The following is an 18,396-nucleotide window of genomic DNA, read 5'->3' as shown; positions in this document are numbered from 1 at the left end:
TCAGGTTGTGAAAATGATACGCGACGAATGGCGGTCAATTCGTCATAGCAAAATACTATGGATTTCAGTTTCAGTCATGATTTTGATCCCGTTTTTATACAGCATCTTCTTCTTGAAGTCGGTGTGGGATCCATATGGGGATACGCAAAACTTACCAGTAGCTGTCGTTAATGAAGATAAGTCAGTGAACTATCAAGGCGAAAAGTTTGCAGTTGGTAAGCAAGTCGTGACGAATTTAAAGAAAAATAACGATTTAGATTGGCACTTTGTGTCGGCTAAAAAAGCCAAACAGGGATTGAAAGACCGGAAATATTATACGGTCGTTACGATTCCAAGTAATTTCTCGAAAAATGCCACGACGATGACGGATACGAAGCCCAAAAAGATGAACTTGCATTATGAGACCAACGAATCGTTGAACTATATTGCTAAGGTCATTACCGACACTGGTGTTTCGCAAGTCAATAAGAGCATTCGGGCGCAAGTCACCAAGGCTTACGCATTAGCAATCTTCAAGCAGATTCGGACTGCCGGTAAGGGTTATCAAAAAGCTGCCGATGGGGCTACCAAGCTTAAAGATGGTGGCGTTGAACTGCAGGATGGCTTGACGACGTATACGACGGGCGTTCATACGTTGAAGAACGGGACGACTGAGTTGAATACGAAAGTGCAGCAGTTACCTGCTGGGATTGCTAAGCTTGCTGATGGTGGTAGTGCGTTGAAGACCGGTCTGGATACATTGAATAGTAAGACCGGGGCATTAGCCAGTGGTGTCAGTCAGTTATCAGATGGTTCTGGGCAAGTTACTAGTGGACTTGGTACGTTGAATGGTAAGACTGGGGCATTGGCTAGTGGTGTCAGTCAGTTATCAGATGGTTCTGGTCAGGTTACTAATGGTCTTGGGACGCTGAATGGTAAGACTGGGGCGCTGGCTAGTGGTGTCAGTCAATTGGCAACTGGATCAGCAAAAGTAAGTAGTGGTCTGACGACATTGAATGGTAAGACTGGTACATTATCAAATGGTGTTGTTAAGTTAGCAGACGGTTCTAAGGCCTTGCAAGTAGGAATTGTAAAATATACTGGCGGTGTTTACACTGTCTCGCAAGGGTTAAGCAAATTGAATAGTAAAACAGGAGAATTGTCAAAGGCTGTGCCGCTGCTGAAAGACGGTTCCTCAACATTGAAGACTGGTGTTTCAGATTATACTGGTGCTGTTAATAAGATTGACGGCAAACTAAAGACCGCTTCTAATGGTGCTGGTATGCTTAGTCAAGGTGCAAATCAATTAAAAGAATCAACAAGTGGTTTAGAAGCACAATCAACTCAGTTGCTATCTGGAGCAACAAATGTCAACAATGCGTTAAAAGGGATTCATAGCGGTAGCAGTACAGTAACGACTGGACTCTCAGATTTGTATAGCGTGGCGACATCTGATAGTGAAAAAGAGCAGATTGCAACGTTACAGTCTGGAATGACTGCGATGACGTCAACATTGGAAGATGTTGATACACTTATCGCAAGTTTAAAGAGCAATGCTAACGCGGCAAATATTTCTGCTTTAAATAGTGCAATTAATAGTGATGTAGCTACTTTAACGGCATCCACGGATACTAGCAATGTAAGTGCTGAAATTAATACTAAAATTGAGAGTATTAAAAGTGCACAACATTTAACGGATGCTCAAGTTAAAGCGCTTGAAGACACACTATCCGGTGTTGGAAAAAGTAACTCGGATAGTGCTGCAAAGCAACAAGCTGCTACGGACTTGAATGCCAAGATGAAGCAAGTTCAGACAACACTTGGGACAGTTTCTAAGGTAACGACAGTCGATGCTAGTTTGGCACAAAGCTTTGGTAAGTTGCAAAGTGGTGTGAATACGTATATTGATTCTGTTAATCAATTAGCGGCCCAAATTCCAAAGCTTCAAGCTGGTTCTGAAAAATTAACCGATAGTCTTGAGCAGGTTCAGTCTGGAACAAGTCAACTGACTACTGGGCTAACTCGATTGGATGAGGCGGTACCAGGGCTAACCTCTGGGATTTCAAACTTATCAAGTAAGACCTCAGACTTGTCTTCTGGTTTAGGACAGATTTCGGAAGGAACGACTGCGCTCAATAGTAAGTCAGCCGATCTCAATAGCGGTGCAGGCAAAATCCAAGGTGGACTAACCGCGTTAAATGGTCAGGTTCCAACTTTAGTGGGTGCTATTGCTCAGCTAAATAATGGAACCGCGGAACTAAATAAAAGCTCTAGTACATTGAACAGCGGGGCAAATCAAGTTGCCGCTGGTAATCAAGCATTGAACGTGCAGGTGCCAACGCTAGTTTCTGCAATTAGCATGTTAACCGGTGGCTCAGGTCAGGTTACAAATGGGTTAGTTCAGCTCAACGGTCAAGTACCAGTTCTGGCTAGTGGCGTTCAACAACTCTTTGCTGGTTCAAGTAAAGTTACAAATGGCTTAGTAACATTGAATGGTCAAGTACCAGTTCTCGTAAGTGGTGTCCAACAGTTATATGTTGGTTCAAGTAAGGTTACAAATGGTTTAGTAACGTTAAACGGTCAAGTACCAGTCCTAGTCAGTGGTGTCCAACAACTTGACACCGGTGCCGGGCAACTAAACAGTGGTTTACAAACCTTACAAGGTAGTACTGGTCAATTAACGAGTGGTGTCAGTCAACTAAATGACGGGGCCACCCAGCTTGACAACAACTCTGCCAAACTCCTATCTGGGACAAAGCAGATCAAGAACGGGAATAAGACACTCGCTACTTCCTTACAAGAAGGTGCGGATCAAGTTAACGCAACACCATTAAAGAACGCGAATGCGAAAATGATGGCGGCGCCAACTAAGACATCTTATAAGGACTACACGCACGTGCCAAATTATGGTCATGCGTTAGCACCTTACGTCTTGTCACTGGCCTTGTATGTTGGGGCAATCGTCTTCAACTTCGCTTATCCAATTCGACGGATTGCGGATGACGACGGTACGCCAACACAATGGTTCTGGAGTAAAGTTGCCGTTGGTGGTCCCGTGGCAATTGCGATGGCGGTTATCGAAGCGACGGTGTTATTAGTTGCTGGTTTGAAACCAATCAGTGTACCTGAATACTACTTGACGGCAATCATGATTGCCTTAGCGTCAATGTTCCTAGTCATGTTCTTATCGATGCTATTCGATAACCCAGGACGGTTCGTCGCAATGGTTATCTTGATGCTACAACTTGGTGGTTCTGGTGGGACCTTCCCGATGGAAATTACCAACAAGTTCTTCAACGTTATTCACCCATACTTGCCATTAACGTACTCGATTCAAGCGTTCCGGCAAGCCTTAACTGGTGGTTGGGGTAGTGGTATCTTCTGGTCATCAATCGTTGTCTTAGCAGGAATTACGATTGTGTCGTTGGGATTACTATGGGCTTCCATGGTCTTCCTCAAGCAACACGATATGCAAGTTCCAGCCGAGGCTGAAATTCAGATGAAAGCTGGTAAGTAATTACTGGTAATCATATTATCGCGCTTCCAAGACGAAAAACCGCGTCTTGGGGGCGCGGTTTTTTCTTGAAAAGGTTTAAATTTTAGCTTTACTGATATCATAATTCGAAGACATTACTTTTTTCTACAAGTGAGCGCAACTAATGAATAACTAGGCACATCTAATCGCGTACCAGGCTAATTGTGCGGCGATAAACCCGACTCCGATGCCATCTCCAAGGTATCTGATTAATAATTTAGCTGCCGCCTTCCACGCCTTTCTTTGGATCAATCCTTGAATGCCTCCACGTAGTAATGCTTGGAAAGTTTGATAGCCAATCATGTCCAACAATTGATTTTTCATACAGGACCAAAAACTTTTAGTTTGAATACTATTTAGCTTGCCCTGGTTGAATTGCAAATTTCGCTTGCATTCATATTTCATTATCTCGTTGATATGCTGCAATTGGTTCTGGTTATTGGAACCGTATTTTGATACTAAAGCGTTCACATCTAAGTTTGTTGCTAATCCAGTCTGGGGATCATACTGAATGCTATTTGATACATCTGCTAATTCTTGAGCGATACAATCTATGGCTTGTTGTGACGATGATGTTGTATTGGCAGAAATTTTCAAAGTTATGGTAGTAGATATTAGGATACTGCTCAATAAAATAATGACCAAAGATACTGTAAATTTGTGAATGTTAGCTTGGCTGGTGTAATTCATTGAATTTCATTCTTATTCCGGCAGTGTACATTTTTGAATTGCGTATGTATAATAAGACAAAACGAAACCGGTTTCAACAGGTGGGAGTAGGATATGATGGCTGTTTTTAAATCAAGTTTCAAACAAAGCATGATTGTTTTTGGAATATCAGTTATTTATTTTTTGTTTTACATGGTGGATATGATCTTCTCACACAATACAAATATGGGTTTACAGAATACTGTATTAATGTTTTTGGTATTTCCATTATTTATTTTGTAATGTCACTAGTTTTCAATTATGCCATCATAATATGGAAACTCTATTTTAGAAAGCATTGAGATAGTAATCTGCTTAATAGTGCGTTTATTGACGCTAGAGTACGCAAAAAGGCCCAGGTCAAAGCGGATCTGAGCTTTTTCGATGTAGATTTAAAGCATTCAAATGATTAATCTCCAAAAATGCAGCAATCAATCCACTTTCAAGACTAACGATGCTATCAGTCAATCCTAGTTTTGCCCCGCTTCAAGTCGTTTAACATGCAGAACACTAATCAAAATGGCGATCGCCAACACGAATAATAGCAAGAAATCCAACTTGCTTCCCATAATTGTTCCAGTTACGGTCGGGTGATGAATTTCATAGCCGGCAATTACAGCGGACATAATACTGGTCCCGATTGAACCGGCGTACTGTTGCATCATACTGAACATCGAGTTTTGATCGGATTTTTGAGGCAGAGGGACGCGGGTGCTACCATCCGAAATCGCAGTCCCAAAACCAGTATTAAAGCCGACGCGTAGTAGCGCGTAAATGACAGCCATGATGATGACTGTGAAGTAATCGGTTGTCAGCCAGAATAATAGTAAGGCGGCGCTCGCCATGATGGCACTAAATGTTAATAAGGTCGTTGGGCCTTGTTTATCGTAAATTCGACCGGCGATTGGCCCAGTGATGGCGCCGACGATTGCGCCGGGCAGCATCATGAGCCCTGCCGTCATGGCCGAAGCCCCAAGGACGGTTTGGGCGAAAAGTGGCAGAACGAACGACAACCCGATATTAATGAATTGTAAACCAAAGTAATTAAATAGCCGAAGTCGCAAGATTGGCAATTTGAGAATTGAATAATCAATCAGTTGGCGACGCCCCTTGATGGCGTACGTCACCATTGCACCAATCATCACGATGCTCCACAGACACCACAGGCCGAAGTTCACCGACAGCCAGCCGTGAGTTCCCGCGTTATTAAACGTGAACAGCAGACTAGTGAAGGTGATGGCTAACAGGATTGCACCCAGATAGTCGAATTTTTTATCGCCAACACCTAAGGCCTTCCCTGAAATGTTGAATGCCCCTAAAATTGCGAGTAATGCCAGCAACGGAACGATACCAACGAAAATCGCCCGCCATGACCAGATGCTAGTTAGGACGCCACCATAAGTTGGTCCAAGAGCCGGGGCTAGGGACACAATGACACTAGCTAAACCGGTATAAGTCCCAAGCTGATTGCGAGGGACGTAAGTAAAAATCAACTGGAACATCAATGGAATCGAAATCCCCGTGGCTACGGCTTGTAGAAGGCGCCCCGTCAATAATACGGGGAAGTTCGGTGCTAACCAACAAAGGATGCCCCCAAGCAGACAGATGAGAGCAGCAAATAAGAATAAGGGTTTGGGGTTAAACCGCTTTAGCACATAGGCCGTGGTACTCATGACAATGGTTGTCAGTAATAGGTAGCCGGTCGTTAGCCACTGGACGGTATCCAGTGAAACCCCCATCGTTTTAATCAGTGTGGGAAAGGTCACATTCATCGACGTTTCCACGAGGATGCCGACAAATGAGAGTAAACCGACGGATAAAATTGCCAGTTTGGTTTTTAAAGTAACGGTACTTGGTTGGGACACAACAAACACTCCTTAATAAAGTAATTGGCGTATTTTGGACAGCTCACCAAGCCCAATAGTCGGTGGTAAAAAATCAGCAATCTGAATTTTTACGATTGAAAGGGACGATCGCAATGACCGCCCCGCTAACGTCACTAGTTTAAGCTTATTTTTAATCTGGTGCAATCACTTTGCATTCAGGATGGAACTTATCATTAAGGGGTTTGCGCGAGGTATGGTATTATAAAAAGTTGTCTAATTAAATTTTAATTAAATTATTGGAGGTGCGCTGTGAGTATATTTTTGAAATTAGGCTGGTATTTTCGGCGTGAATGGAAGTTGTACCTCGCGGGGGTGCTTGGACTAGTTTTGACCGCCATTATCGGCATTGTGCCGCCCCGGATTATTGGGGACGTCGTTGATGGGATCAATCAGCACAACTTGACGGCGCACACGCTGACGGTCTATTTAGTTATTATTGGTGTGGCCGCCGTTGGTCAGTACCTGGCACGTTATTTATGGCGGAATGCCATCTGGGGTGGCGCGGCCGGCCTCGAACGAACACTGCGGGAACGGCTCTTTTGGCATTTCATGAAGATGGATGCGACGTTTTATCAGCGATACCGTACCGGGGACTTGATGGCCCATGCGACCAATGACCTCACGGCGGTTGAGCGGGTCGCTGGTGGTGGCATTCTCCAATTTGCGGATTCCATTATTACTGGTGGGACAACGTTGATTGCGATGATGACACTAATCGACTGGCGACTGACGCTGATTGCGGTAGTACCTTTCCCATTATTAGCGGTCGTGTCACGGTATTTGGGTAAAAAAATTCACGTCGCGTTTCGTGCTTCCCAAGCCGCCTTTTCGCGACTGAATAATAAGGCGCAGGAGAGTATCAGTGGCATCAAAGTGATCAAAGCGCTAGGTCAGGAAAAGGCTGACGTTGCTGATTTTAATCAACAGATTGATCAGACGATTAAGATCAATCGGCATGTCAACGTACTCGACTCGCTATTTGATCCCGCGATTACCATGATTATTGCGTTATCTTACGGCGCCACAATTATTTTGGGCGGTTTGTACGTGACCCACGGTGTCATCACAATCGGTAACTTGGTCTCGTTCGTCACTTATTTGGGGATGATGGTCTGGCCGATGTTTGCGGTCGGGATGTTATTCAACACGATGGAACGGGGGAACGCCTCGTATGATCGGGTCATGGAATTATTGAATCAGCAAAGTGCCATTATTGATGCCAAACGGGGCATTGAACAGCGCCCGCATGGTGATATTCAGTATCAAATCAAGCAGTTCAATTATCCCAACGATGCAGGAACCAGCCTGAGTGACGTCACCTTTAGCTTAAAGGCTGGTCAGACGCTCGGAATCGTCGGCCGGGTTGGTGCAGGTAAATCAACGATTATGAAACTGATTTTGCGTGAATTTGATCAGTACGAGGGCCAGATTACTTATGGTGGTCATGATATTAAGCAGTATGCGCTTGATAGTTACTTACCAGCCCTTGGATATGTGCCCCAAGATAGTTTTCTGTTCTCGAATACGATTCGCGAAAATATTCGTTTTGCCGATCCGACTGTGAGTCAAGCCGTTGTGGAAGCGGTCGCCGCCAAGAGTGATTTGAGTGGTCAGATTGCCAGCATGCCCGCTGGATACGATACCCAAGTTGGTGAGGAAGGTATCTCGCTATCTGGAGGGCAACGCCAACGACTAGCCATTGCGCGGGCCTTACTCATCAATCCTGAATTGCTGATCTTAGATGATGCCTTATCCGCGGTTGATGCCGAAACTGAGGCGGAAATTTTAGCTAATCTAAAGGCCGAGCGGGCGGACAAAACGACGATTATCGCGGCCCACCGGTTAAGTTCGGTGATGAATGCTGATGAAATCATTGTGTTGGATGCCGGTCACGTTGTTGAACGAGGGACCCACGCGCAATTAATGACGCAACACGGGTGGTATCAGAAGATGTTCAAACGGCAACAACTCGAAACTAAAGTGGAAGGGGCGGTGCAATAATGGCAGCACGTCAATCGGTATGGGCACGTTCCATGCCTGTTAAGGAACAACTCACGGTTATTCGGCGACTATTGCCGTATGCGAAACCGTTCAAATGGTTTTTTATTGCGGCTATCGTTTTTTCCGGTCTGATTAGTGTGGTTAATATCTATCTACCGCGTGTATTACAGACCTTTATTGATCATTATCTCAAAACAGGTCACGCCACGGTACCGGTCATGTGGTACTTTGCGGGCCTGTATTTCTTCGGCATGGTTGTGCGCGCGTTGATGCAGTTCGTACAGAACTTCAGTAGTACGATGGGGGCAGAATATATGCTTGAAAATGTCCGCCGACAAATGTTCGCCAAGTTGCATCGGATGGGCATGCGTTACTTTGATCAAGTCCCTGGTGGCTCAATTTTGTCACGCCTGACTAACGATACGATGTCGTTTTCCAATTTTTGGGCGTTGTTTAATACATTATTTACCGCCTTTTTTGCGGTGATTTCGTCGTTTGTCGCGATGTATCTCACCGATGTGCAGATTGCCTTGTGGTTATTGGTTTTCATGCCTTTTTTGGCTGTAACGATTTGGTATTATCAACGGTATAGCTCACGGGTTTACCGGCGAATGCGGGAACGGCTCAGTGAGTTGAATACCAAGTTGAGCGAGGCAATTACCGGGATTAGTGTCATTCAGCAATTTCGACAAGAACATCGGATCAACGGAGAGTTCGATCATACCAATGATGCCTATTTTAAGACCCGCCAAGCGATGATCCGGACGAACTCATTATTATTAAGCCCACTGATCGATCTATTTTATGCGTTAGGGACGGTCATGGTTCTGGGAATCTTCGGGGTTCGGGGATTGAATGGCTATGTCGCTGCCGGGGTTGTTTACGCGTTCATCACGTACCTGAATAACTTCTATAATCCGATGACATCGATGATGGATAATTTGTCAGACTTTCAAGATGGCGTCGTCGCCGGGTCACGGGTCCTCCGGGTCATGGATGACCCAACGATTGCGCCGACCCAACACGCCGATCCTACAGCTAAGATTACGCGCGGTAAGATTGAATTTCGGCACGTCACCTTTGCCTATGACGGCCAGCATCCGGTCTTAAAAGACGTCTCGTTTGTGGCTGAACCGGGCCAAACGGTGGCACTAGTTGGTCAGACGGGGAGTGGCAAAACGTCGACGATTAATGTTTTGATGCGCTTTTACGAGTTTCAGTCAGGAGAAGTCTTAATTGATGATCGCGACATTCGTGAGTATCCGGCTGAGGAATTGCGACAGAAGATGGGGTTGGTCTTGCAAGAACCGTTTATGTTTTATGGTGATATTAATTCCAATATTCGGATGTTTAACGATCAGATTTCGGATGAGCAAGTGCAAGCAGCGGCACGGTTTGTAAAGGCTGATGACTTCATCAACGATTTACCTGAGAATTATCAGTCACGCGTCATTGAGCGCGGAGCTAGTTATTCTTCAGGGCAACGGCAATTGATTTCATTCGCCCGGACGATTGTGACTGATCCTAAGATTTTAATCTTGGACGAAGCCACGGCGAACGTCGATACTGAGACGGAAGAGATGATTCAGACTGGTTTGGATCGGATTCAGGAGAACCGCACGACGATTGCGATTGCCCACCGCTTGTCCACGATTCAAAATGCTGATTTGATCCTGGTCTTAAATCAGGGGCAAATCGTTGAACGTGGATCTAACGATGAACTACTCCAACAACGTGGGTATTATTACGATATGATTCAGTTGCAAAATTCGGCGCATACGGATTAAAGTGTGGTATGCTCGAATTAAATTAATCGAGGTGATGCTGAATGCGTCGAAAATTATCGTTAATGGTCGTGATGACCGTTATTAGTACCTTGTTTAAAGTTGGCTGGCAATTCATGTTAGCACGCCGCCAAGCACCTAAAAAGTTAAAAATTAAGGTAAAACTGAAATAAGCATTGTCGTAGTGTTGTCATTGACGATACTACGACTGTTTAATCAGTTAATGATAACCGACTGTTCTGGAAAAGGTCTAACTTCCAGTGCGGTCGGTTTTGTATTTGCAAATTGAATTTGAGCGGGGTGGGCGAGCCAAATCGTGATGGCGCCTACAAAATCGTTTCATCGATGGCTTACTTAAAGTTAATCGCTACTAAAGTTGATTGCTACACTCCAGCAGGTCCTGGCATGGTCATGATCTGTAGTGTTTGTCCGTGTTTGGACCAGCACCTAAAATACGGCCGCCACAGTTGTCTGTTGTCAGGCGGGTTGAAAATAATGCGCGGTAACTAATTACTGGTATTGATTCCTAAAATGACTGAATAGGAGTTATCTATACGAAATGGTTATAATTAATTATTTGAACTAGGTATTGTACTCTTTCAACGAATCGCGGTTTAATAAGGGTTGTAATGAGGTAATGAAGGGAGTTGTGATGTAATGCAATATCGGCAATTAGGAACATCCGATTTGAAAGTCTCGTCAGTCGCACTTGGCTGCATGGGGTTTGGTGCGGGCACTGGCACGGATGTTAATCAGCGCTCATGGGCGGTCGGCCAAACACAGGCGGACCAAGTCCTTCAGCGCGCAGTGGCACTGGGGATCAACTTTTTTGATACGGCGCCAGTCTATCAAGCAGGTGCGAGTGAACGCGTCTTAGGACAAGGGTTAAAGCAATTTCAGCGTGATCAAGTGGTGTTAGCGACCAAGTTCACGAATCGGACGACCCAAGAGATCGAAGCTCATGTCAGTGGTCGTGAACACGTCTTGCGGTCTCTCGATCAGAGTCTCCAGAATCTACAGACAGACTATGTTGATTTATATATTTATCATATCTGGGACTGGTTAACGCCGATGGCTGAGATTATGGCGGGATTAAACGACGCCGTTCAGGCTGGCAAAGTGCGCTATATTGGAATTTCTAACGCCTATGCTTGGCAAATTGCACAGATTAACGCGCTTGCTGCACGCAACGACTATCCGCAGTTTGTCTCAATTCAGAGTCATTATAATTTGATTTATCGAGAGGACGAACGGGAATTGTTCAGTTTTGCCCATGAGAACGGTTTGGCAACGACACCGTATAGTCCGTTAGCCAGTGGTCGTTTGGCACATCCTTTTGGGACCGAGACGACTCGTCGCAAGCAGGATGCGTTTGCTGAGACGAAATATCAAGCAACTAGCGAGCTGGATAAACTGATTATTGACCGCGTTGAAGAATTGGCGCATCAACACCATGTCTCAATGGCGGCCATTAATCTCGCTTGGTTGCAGCAACGAGTGACGGCGCCAATTGTTGGTGCGACTAAGCAACATCATTTGGATGCCGTGGCCGAGGCGGCTGATTTGCAGTTAACGACATCAGAAATCCAGTACCTAGAAGAAACCTATCAACCCCATGATTTAGAGGGCGTAATGGCGCTCAACCGTTCGCGAACTAATAATTGGAATCAGTATGCCGGACAGTAGGCGGACAAGTTAGTTGACTTAGAGTGCAGTTAAGGGAATACACTAGGAGTATCGTGGGTGAACAAACCCACGTTTCATAATAAAGGAGTTATTGAAGTTAAATTGAAAACAATCACACAACAGTATTTAACGGGCGAACGGGCTCTCTTTAAGGCTCATGACCTTGAAATTAATAACACGACATTTGCGGATGGTGAATCACCACTGAAGGAAAGTCGCAATGTCACGTTGAACCAGCCAATCTTTAAGTGGAAATATCCCTTGTGGTACAGTCAACACGTGACTGTGGATCAAGGTTTATTTGAGACGATGTCCCGCTCTGGCATCTGGTACACCAAGGATATTACGATTACGAATAGTACGCTACAGGCACCTAAGCTATTTCGGCGGGCCAGCCAAATTAAGTTAGCGCACGTTCACTTTTCAGAGGCGGAAGAAACGTTATGGAACTGCCAGGATATTACGTTGAAGGATGTCCAAGCAGCCGGCGATTATTTTGGAATGAACAGCCAAGATATTCGAGTTGATGGGCTTAATCTTGTCGGTAATTACGCCTTTGATGGTGCTAAGAACGTTGAAATTCATCATGCAACGCTGATGACCAAGGATGCGCTATGGAATTGTGAAAATGTTACCGTTTATGATTCGCAAATCATTGGCGAATACCTGGGCTGGAACTCGAAGAATATTCGGTTCGTCAATTGTACGATTGAGAGTGATCAGGGCCTGTGTTACATGGATAACGTCAAGTTGGAAAACTGTACGTTACTCAATACGGACTTAGCTTTTGAATATTGTCGTAACATTGACGCGGACGTTGTTTCAACGATTGATAGCGTTAAAAATCCGCTTAGTGGTCGGATTCATGCGCAAGCCATTGGTGAAATCATCATGGATGATCCCGAAGTAGATCCACATCAGACCCTGATTAGTGTTGACCATGAAAGCCGTGCGCCCCATGCCGTTTGATTTTGAGACCGTACTTAATCGGCGCCACACGAATGCCGTTAAGTGGGACGTCGCGGATAATGAGTTGCCGATGTGGGTCGCTGACATGGACTTTGAAACGGCACCAGTTATCAAGCAGGCGTTGACACAACGCGCGCAATTTGGCGTCTTCGGTTACGAAGAAGTTCCCACGGCATACTATGAAGCTGTGGCAGACTGGTGGGCCACAGAACACAACTTCCGTCCGCAGATTGAGTGGCTGATGTTCTGCACCGGCGTCGTTCCGGCGATTTCATCAATTGTTCGTAAAATGACGGCGGCCGGCGATAACGTGTTAGTTCAGGCTCCGGTTTATAATATCTTCTATCACTCAATTGAAAACAATGGCCGGCATACCTTGAGTAGCGACTTAGTGGCCCATGATGCGGCATACGCGATTGATTGGGATGATCTGACAAAAAAACTGGCTGATCCGCTAACAACGATGATGATTTTGTGTAATCCGCAGAATCCAATCGGTATCGTCTGGTCGCGTGCGACGTTGCAACGTCTCGGCGAGCTGTGCTTGAAATACCATGTGCTAGTTGTTGCCGATGAGATTCATTGTGACTTGACCCTTAACGGTAACGCGTACACGCCATTCTCATCATTGACTGCGCCAGTTGCGTATAACAGTATCAGCTGTGTCTCGCCAAGTAAGACTTTCAACGTGGCGGCCTTACACGCGGCAACGTTGATTATCCCCGATGCCCACGTCCGCGCATTAGTGAGCCGGGGGATCAACAATGATGAATTGGCTGAACCCAATTCGTTTGCGATTCCAGCCAGCATTGCGGCCTATACTGAAGGTCATGACTGGGTAGCCGCATTGCGAACCAAACTAGCCGCCAATCAGCGTCAAGTTCAGACTTACTTGACTGCTGAATTGCCGCAAGTCAAGTTGGTGGAAGCCCAAGCGACGTATCTATTATGGTTGGATGTGCGGCAAGTGACAACCGACAGTGCGGCTTTGGCTGCTTTTATTCGCCAACGAACCGGGTTGTTTTTATCAGCGGGCGATGTTTACCGTGGTGATGGCAACCACTTCTTGCGACTGAATGTGGCTTGTCCAACGACTACCCTGACGGATGGATTAGCGCGATTAAAAGCTGGTATTACGGCTTACCAACAAGTTCAAGCGTAGTTGACGCGTATGAGGTGCAATTCCATAATGATTCCGCTATCATTAAGATAAGCTGGTTTGGTCTAGACGACCCCTGACAGTCCGTGATAACGGGCCGGATAAGTCGGTTAATTCAAACCATTATTAGAAAATGAGGTGGAGGATCGTTATGGAAATTGGAATTATTGGTGCCGGGACGGTCGGCACAGTATTAGCCAAGACCTTTGCGCGCGGTGATCATCAAATCAAATTAAGTCGGCACAGTGGTGCGGCTAGTTTAGCAACACGGCGCGCCGAGTTTGCTGCCAATGTGGCTTTTGTAGAAGTTGCTGAAGCCTTACAACAACCGTTAGTCATTCTTGCGGTGCCGTTTGAACAGGCGCCGACGGTATTAGCACAGGTCGCCGATTATCAGCAACGGATCGTGGTGGACGTGACGAACCAGTTTACGGCCGACTTTAAGAAAATTAAGACGGCCCCGTTGACTGGGAGTGAAGTCATTGCTCGCGCGGCGAACAATGCCCGGGTCATTAAGGCCTTCAATACGATTCCACCAGAGTTTATGGATGGGCACGTTGATGGGCCGGGAAAACGGGTCTTGTTCTATGCGGGCGATGACGTGGCTGCCAAGAAAGAATTCGCGGCGCTCGTCCGGCCGTTGAATTTCCGCCCCGTTAACTTGGGCAAGCTTCGGCATGGCGGCAGTGTCATGCAAGTTGGCGGTGGACTAGGTAACACACACTTTGTTCAGATTGAAGAATAGTGAATTGTAAAAAGGGGCTCACTTGTGGGCCAAAATAGCTAGTGCTGACCTTGTAAGAATAGGTGTGGCTAGTGTCACTTTGATTGGGCCGTGCGGTGGGCATCAATTGACAGGTGTTCCTGCCAATCGTCGCCGCGTGGTTAAATTTGAAACGTGTTATGGGTCATGAAGCCTGATTCTTACTGTGTCGTAACTGTAAGAATGGGGCTGCATGGCTTTTTTAATTGAGGTTAATGATTGTTTATACGGTTTGATGAGGACAATGGCATTGATACGAGTCTAGTCAATCAAATCAGCCCACTTAGCTACGGAAATATCCGATAGGCACAATAAGAGAGGCGTGAAAATTCTTATGTTTTTAAGTTACTTTGGTTAAATAAAAGTGTGATCATTACCTGATTTATATCGGATGAGATGCAGTGTGTCCATTCAATAGGCTTTGCAGATTATGTTAATGAATTTCAACCAGACGCACAATACATATTATTATATTTAGCCACGGGTGTTCTTAGTTTCTAGCTACCTATTATACTAGATCAAGCAATGAGGCTTTCACTATTATCGAAATTTATTGGAATAACGCAGGTTTTCCACTTACAGCTCCTGAATTTGTGACTGTTTCCGATGGCATTGAAAACATTCAGCATAAAATGCCTGAATTTAATGGACGCGAAGTATTGGAAGTTATCGGCGGCGTAGTAGCTTTTGGGTTTGTGTTGTTAGCAACTAAGAATATAATCTCCGCTGTCAAAGTAGGTGCATGGGCAATAACCCTTGTCTGACCTGATGGATCATAATAGTGTTATTCTTCATGCGTATAATCATTTATTTTCTAATACCAAAAGCGTTGTGCTTCATTTCAATGAGAAATCTAGACACAACGTTTTTCATTAAATACTGCTATCTAAGCTAAGATACTTAGGTGACTTCAGAAAGGATTTTTTAAATTAATGTCTTCATATTCGAATGAGCTGCTCATGCTGATTTTCCAATCGATGCTATTCAAACAGGTTATCATACTTTTCGCTTATGGTTGCTTGTACTATTTGGTAACACATTTTATAGATAAAAAAATTCAGCATCAAAAACAATTCTTATTGAAATTAGGTCTAGTTAAACTCAAAAAAAGAAATAAGACAAGGTCGGAAAAAATACGATTGATAATGCAACTGTTCTTACTGGCATCGATACCGGTCTTAGTCTTTAGTGAACTCGTGCTAAATACTGATTACCAGTACATGCTTTTGGTTTTTTCTATTATGAAGTGTGTTGGTTTCATTTCTTTTGTAATTGCGTTTGTGGATAGTTTAGGTCCAATAAAGGAGATGCAGCAGTTGATTGCCGGCGCACAAAGCAGTGATACTTTAGACAGTGATAAAAAGGCATTAACGGTGACGATCTTTAAAAAAATTAGATGGATGCTGATATTATCTCAGGTATTAAAAGTACCCTTGCTTGTGATTTTTTTGAGCCTAAGCGTTGATTACCGGCGCGACGGCTTCTTTTCATAAAAATTTGAATATAACTCATTTTTAAGCCCGTTCCTTTAGCTATTCTTCTCGCACGTTAATTGATAGCAATCGTCAAGTGGATTAAATCTGAAAATCTTATCACCTGAGAAGAAAGGGCACGTTTTGACAGCTTACCCAAATGAACTGCTATTATCATTGTTTCACGACCGAATCTTGAATCAAGCAACGACAACTGTTTGATATCAATTGCTTTTCTTGCTGATTCGGCAATTGGTCTTTTTGTTGATTGGAAATCAAGGTAAGCAGGTTATTAAGTTAAGCGTCGTCGATACAACTACTCCGCATAGGACCTAATATGTTAAATAGTTCAGTTTTTAAGACACGTTAGGCTTACGCACAGAGTTTGCTGATTGTTTTTGCGTTTAAGCTGTTAATAACAGTTTTTGCATTTGCTTAAAGTTATCCACAGTGTAAGTTGGGGCAATCGTGGTGTCGTTATGCACATGCCGTGGATTGTACCAGATACTAGGTAACTGGACGGTGGCCGCTCCCGCGATGTCTGAACGCAGGCTATCACCAATCATGACGGTATTCGTGGTCGTCATGTCTGGGTATTGGTCATGAATAGCGCTGAAAAAGTGTGGGTTCGGCTTGGCATAACCGATACTTTCAGAGATGAAGATATGATCAAAATAGGGCGTCATATGGGCACCTGCCAAGCGACTGAGCTGGGTGTGTTTGATACCGTTAGTGCCGACGAGTAAGGTCACCCCAGCATTGGTCAGCGTGCGCAAAAGTTCGTGGGCGCCGGGAATTACTTGGTAACTGTGCGCTAATAATTGGTCGTATTCTTGTTGAACCGTAGGACCGTCAACGGTGATGCCCAGTGTGCCTAGAAAGACTTGAAATCGTTGGTCTAACAAGCTATCACGATCGGCACCTTGTTCGATTTGTTGCCAAACAGTTTCGTTATAGGCCTGATACTCATTTTCTGCACGGCGAATATCAGTGACGCCATGATGCTGAAAGACGGTCGCGAGGTTGGCAGCTTCAGCGCGGTCAAAGTCAAGGATGGTATTATCGAGATCAAAAATTGCGTATTGCATGGAACCACTACTTTCAATAGGTTTATTTAAACCATCATACAGCAATTTTGAACGGTGTGGTATGCTTAAAGTATCATACTTAAAAGGAAGTTAAACATGGAAATCGATAATGACCCAGCGTATCAACAGATGATTAATGGTGAATTGTACTTAGAATCACCAATCCTACAGCAACGTCGGCGAGACGTGCGGACGAAGTTAATGCAATATAATCAGATTGCTGATAATGATGACCGGAATACTAAGATGAAAAGTCTCCTACGTTCAGCCGGTAACCGGTTCTTCGTTGAACCGACCTTTGAATTTAGTTATGGCGTCAACATTCGTATCGGTAATCATTTTTATGCTAACCATGGGGTCACGTTATGTGATGAAGGGCTGATTACGATCGGTAATGATTGCAAATTCGGTCCTAAAGTTGGCTTGTACACGCCTGCTCATCCATTAGACCCAACTGTGCGGCGGACTGAAGCGGAACGGACTGCACCGATTACGATTGGTAATGATGTTTGGATTGGTGGCAGTGCCGTGATCTTACCCGGAGTGACGTTGGGTAACAACGTGATTGTTGGTGCCGGGGCTGTCGTAACGCATTCGTTTCCAGATAACGTTATCGTGGTCGGTAATCCGGCGCGTGTGTTGAAACAAAATGCCCCGCAGTCATAATTGACAATTACGCCTAAATTGATGAAAATAAGGGTGTAGTCAGATTATCAGAGAATGGGGAGTGGAGCCATATGTCAGAGATGAGTCCTAAGGAATTTAAGCACATCTTAGTCGGGGTTGATGATTCGGATGACGCGCAGTTAGCGTTTCGGTACGCCATTAACCGGGCCAAGAGTGACGGTGCTAAGTTAACCATCGTTTCAATTTTGGAACAGGATAATATGAACGTGTATGAAGCGATGAGCAAAGATTTTGTTCATGGCCAACGCAAGGATTTGGAAGAACACGTCCAGCAGTATCAGAAATTAGCTCGAGATTTCGGGGTGGCGGAAGTGAACGCGGTCGTCGATGAAGGTGACCCTGGTGAAACCATCGTAAAGACGGTGATTCCAGCGTTGAAGCCCGACCTACTAGTCATTGGCTCAGTGGCCAAGCACGGTGTTCGCAAGTACTTCGGTTCGCAAGCCGCATATATGGCTAAGCACGCACCAATTTCAGTACTGGTAATTCGGTAGTGATCAGATAAATTTTGATTGATAAGGCCCGCCAGCGATGGGGGGCGTCTTTAATGAGATTGTTCAGCAGAGTGCTGTGCAATCTTTTTTTGTTAAATATCACTTGGTTAATTATTATCGGGCCAATTTAGTTTCATCATAAGACCGCTATTTTTGTTTGCGGATTATTAATTAAGGTGGAAAAT

Annotated in this window: 15 protein-coding genes; 12 read left to right on the top strand and 3 right to left on the bottom strand. The window is 44.8% G+C overall.

The genetic code is table 11. The features are described from left to right. Positions 1-13 precede the first annotated feature (13 nt). Complete coding sequence (locus LP667_RS12535; protein WP_420889417.1) at positions 14-3,496, top strand: YhgE/Pip family protein; 3,483 nt, start codon at positions 14-16, stop codon at positions 3,494-3,496. 150 nt (positions 3,497-3,646) lie between these two features. Here the strand turns inward: LP667_RS12535 and LP667_RS12530 are convergent, their stop codons facing one another. After that, positions 3,647-4,204: a hypothetical protein gene (locus tag LP667_RS12530; RefSeq protein WP_033609504.1), complete on the bottom strand. Its 558-nt coding sequence runs from the start codon at positions 4,202-4,204 to the stop codon at positions 3,647-3,649. A 488-nt stretch (positions 4,205-4,692) separates the two neighbouring features. After that, positions 4,693-6,087, bottom strand: coding sequence for an MFS transporter (locus LP667_RS12520; RefSeq protein WP_021731828.1), 1,395 nt, complete (start codon positions 6,085-6,087; stop codon positions 4,693-4,695). Positions 6,088-6,357: 270 nt separating this feature from the next. Here LP667_RS12520 and LP667_RS12515 point away from each other — a divergent pair, with 270 nt between their 5' ends. From LP667_RS12515 to LP667_RS17100, 9 genes are all read left to right on the top strand, one after another. Beyond that, positions 6,358-8,109, top strand: a complete 1,752-nt coding sequence (locus LP667_RS12515) for an ABC transporter ATP-binding protein (protein ID WP_021731829.1) — start codon at positions 6,358-6,360, stop codon at positions 8,107-8,109. Next, positions 8,109-9,896 carry an ABC transporter ATP-binding protein gene (locus tag LP667_RS12510; RefSeq protein ID WP_021731830.1) on the top strand — a complete coding sequence of 596 codons (1,788 nt, stop codon included), beginning with the start codon at positions 8,109-8,111 and terminating at the stop codon, positions 9,894-9,896. Before LP667_RS12515 ends, LP667_RS12510 begins: the two co-directional genes overlap by 1 nt. A 41-nt stretch (positions 9,897-9,937) precedes the next feature. Continuing rightward, a complete protein-coding gene (locus LP667_RS17295; protein WP_021731831.1) occupies positions 9,938-10,066 on the top strand; it encodes a hypothetical protein in 129 nt (42 codons plus the stop codon). 484 nt (positions 10,067-10,550) lie between these two features. Next, positions 10,551-11,579, top strand: coding sequence for an aldo/keto reductase (locus tag LP667_RS12505; RefSeq protein ID WP_021731832.1), 1,029 nt, complete (start codon positions 10,551-10,553; stop codon positions 11,577-11,579). 102 nt (positions 11,580-11,681) lie between these two features. Next, positions 11,682-12,548 carry a DUF3737 family protein gene (locus tag LP667_RS12500; protein ID WP_033609510.1) on the top strand — a complete coding sequence of 289 codons (867 nt, stop codon included), beginning with the start codon at positions 11,682-11,684 and terminating at the stop codon, positions 12,546-12,548. Next, positions 12,538-13,710 (top strand): MalY/PatB family protein, encoded by a 1,173-nt coding sequence (locus LP667_RS12495; protein ID WP_021731834.1) that lies wholly within the window; start codon positions 12,538-12,540, stop codon positions 13,708-13,710. The genes LP667_RS12500 and LP667_RS12495 overlap by 11 nt, the downstream gene beginning before the upstream one ends. 148 nt (positions 13,711-13,858) lie before the next feature. Then, a complete protein-coding gene (locus tag LP667_RS12490; RefSeq protein WP_011101953.1) occupies positions 13,859-14,452 on the top strand; it encodes an NADPH-dependent F420 reductase in 594 nt (197 codons plus the stop codon). Positions 14,453-15,102: 650 nt separating this feature from the next. Then, positions 15,103-15,234 carry a hypothetical protein gene (locus LP667_RS17290; RefSeq protein WP_276330649.1) on the top strand — a complete coding sequence of 44 codons (132 nt, stop codon included), beginning with the start codon at positions 15,103-15,105 and terminating at the stop codon, positions 15,232-15,234. Between the two features lie 381 nt (positions 15,235-15,615). Next, entirely contained in the window at positions 15,616-15,963 is a 348-nt protein-coding gene (locus tag LP667_RS17100; RefSeq protein ID WP_225366502.1) for a hypothetical protein, read from the top strand. Between the two features lie 383 nt (positions 15,964-16,346). On the opposite strand, the gene LP667_RS12480 is transcribed toward LP667_RS17100, so the two are convergent. Further along, positions 16,347-17,030 carry a YjjG family noncanonical pyrimidine nucleotidase gene (locus tag LP667_RS12480; protein ID WP_021731837.1) on the bottom strand — a complete coding sequence of 228 codons (684 nt, stop codon included), beginning with the start codon at positions 17,028-17,030 and terminating at the stop codon, positions 16,347-16,349. Positions 17,031-17,126: 96 nt separating this feature from the next. Between LP667_RS12480 and LP667_RS12475 the strand changes: the two genes are divergently transcribed. Continuing rightward, positions 17,127-17,696: a sugar O-acetyltransferase gene (locus LP667_RS12475; RefSeq protein WP_021731838.1), complete on the top strand. Its 570-nt coding sequence runs from the start codon at positions 17,127-17,129 to the stop codon at positions 17,694-17,696. Positions 17,697-17,767: 71 nt separating this feature from the next. Beyond that, positions 17,768-18,211, top strand: a complete 444-nt coding sequence (locus LP667_RS12470) for a universal stress protein (protein ID WP_021731839.1) — start codon at positions 17,768-17,770, stop codon at positions 18,209-18,211. Positions 18,212-18,396: the final 185 nt, after the last annotated feature.

Origin of the sequence: Lactiplantibacillus paraplantarum, from assembly GCF_003641145.1 — a bacterium.
GTDB lineage: Bacteria > Bacillota > Bacilli > Lactobacillales > Lactobacillaceae > Lactiplantibacillus > Lactiplantibacillus paraplantarum.
The sequence above is the reverse complement of the archived record's forward strand: the minus strand, read 5'-3'. Positions and strand labels throughout refer to the sequence as shown.

What these genes read in the sequence shown, in the direction of transcription:
- LP667_RS12495 (WP_021731834.1), top strand. Translation starts at nt 12,538, where the DNA reads ATGCCGTTTGATTTTGAGACCGTACTTAATCGGCGCCACACGAATGCC.
- LP667_RS17100 (WP_225366502.1), top strand. Translation starts at nt 15,616, where the DNA reads ATGCAACTGTTCTTACTGGCATCGATACCGGTCTTAGTCTTTAGTGAA.
- LP667_RS12490 (WP_011101953.1), top strand. Translation starts at nt 13,859, where the DNA reads ATGGAAATTGGAATTATTGGTGCCGGGACGGTCGGCACAGTATTAGCC.
- LP667_RS17290 (WP_276330649.1), top strand. Translation starts at nt 15,103, where the DNA reads ATGCCTGAATTTAATGGACGCGAAGTATTGGAAGTTATCGGCGGCGTA.
- LP667_RS12505 (WP_021731832.1), top strand. Translation starts at nt 10,551, where the DNA reads ATGCAATATCGGCAATTAGGAACATCCGATTTGAAAGTCTCGTCAGTC.
- LP667_RS12475 (WP_021731838.1), top strand. Translation starts at nt 17,127, where the DNA reads ATGGAAATCGATAATGACCCAGCGTATCAACAGATGATTAATGGTGAA.
- LP667_RS17295 (WP_021731831.1), top strand. Translation starts at nt 9,938, where the DNA reads ATGCGTCGAAAATTATCGTTAATGGTCGTGATGACCGTTATTAGTACC.
- LP667_RS12470 (WP_021731839.1), top strand. Translation starts at nt 17,768, where the DNA reads ATGTCAGAGATGAGTCCTAAGGAATTTAAGCACATCTTAGTCGGGGTT.
- LP667_RS12535 (WP_420889417.1), top strand. Translation starts at nt 14, where the DNA reads ATGATACGCGACGAATGGCGGTCAATTCGTCATAGCAAAATACTATGG.
- LP667_RS12510 (WP_021731830.1), top strand. Translation starts at nt 8,109, where the DNA reads ATGGCAGCACGTCAATCGGTATGGGCACGTTCCATGCCTGTTAAGGAA.
- LP667_RS12530 (WP_033609504.1), bottom strand. Translation starts at nt 4,204, where the DNA reads ATGAATTACACCAGCCAAGCTAACATTCACAAATTTACAGTATCTTTG.
- LP667_RS12480 (WP_021731837.1), bottom strand. Translation starts at nt 17,030, where the DNA reads ATGCAATACGCAATTTTTGATCTCGATAATACCATCCTTGACTTTGAC.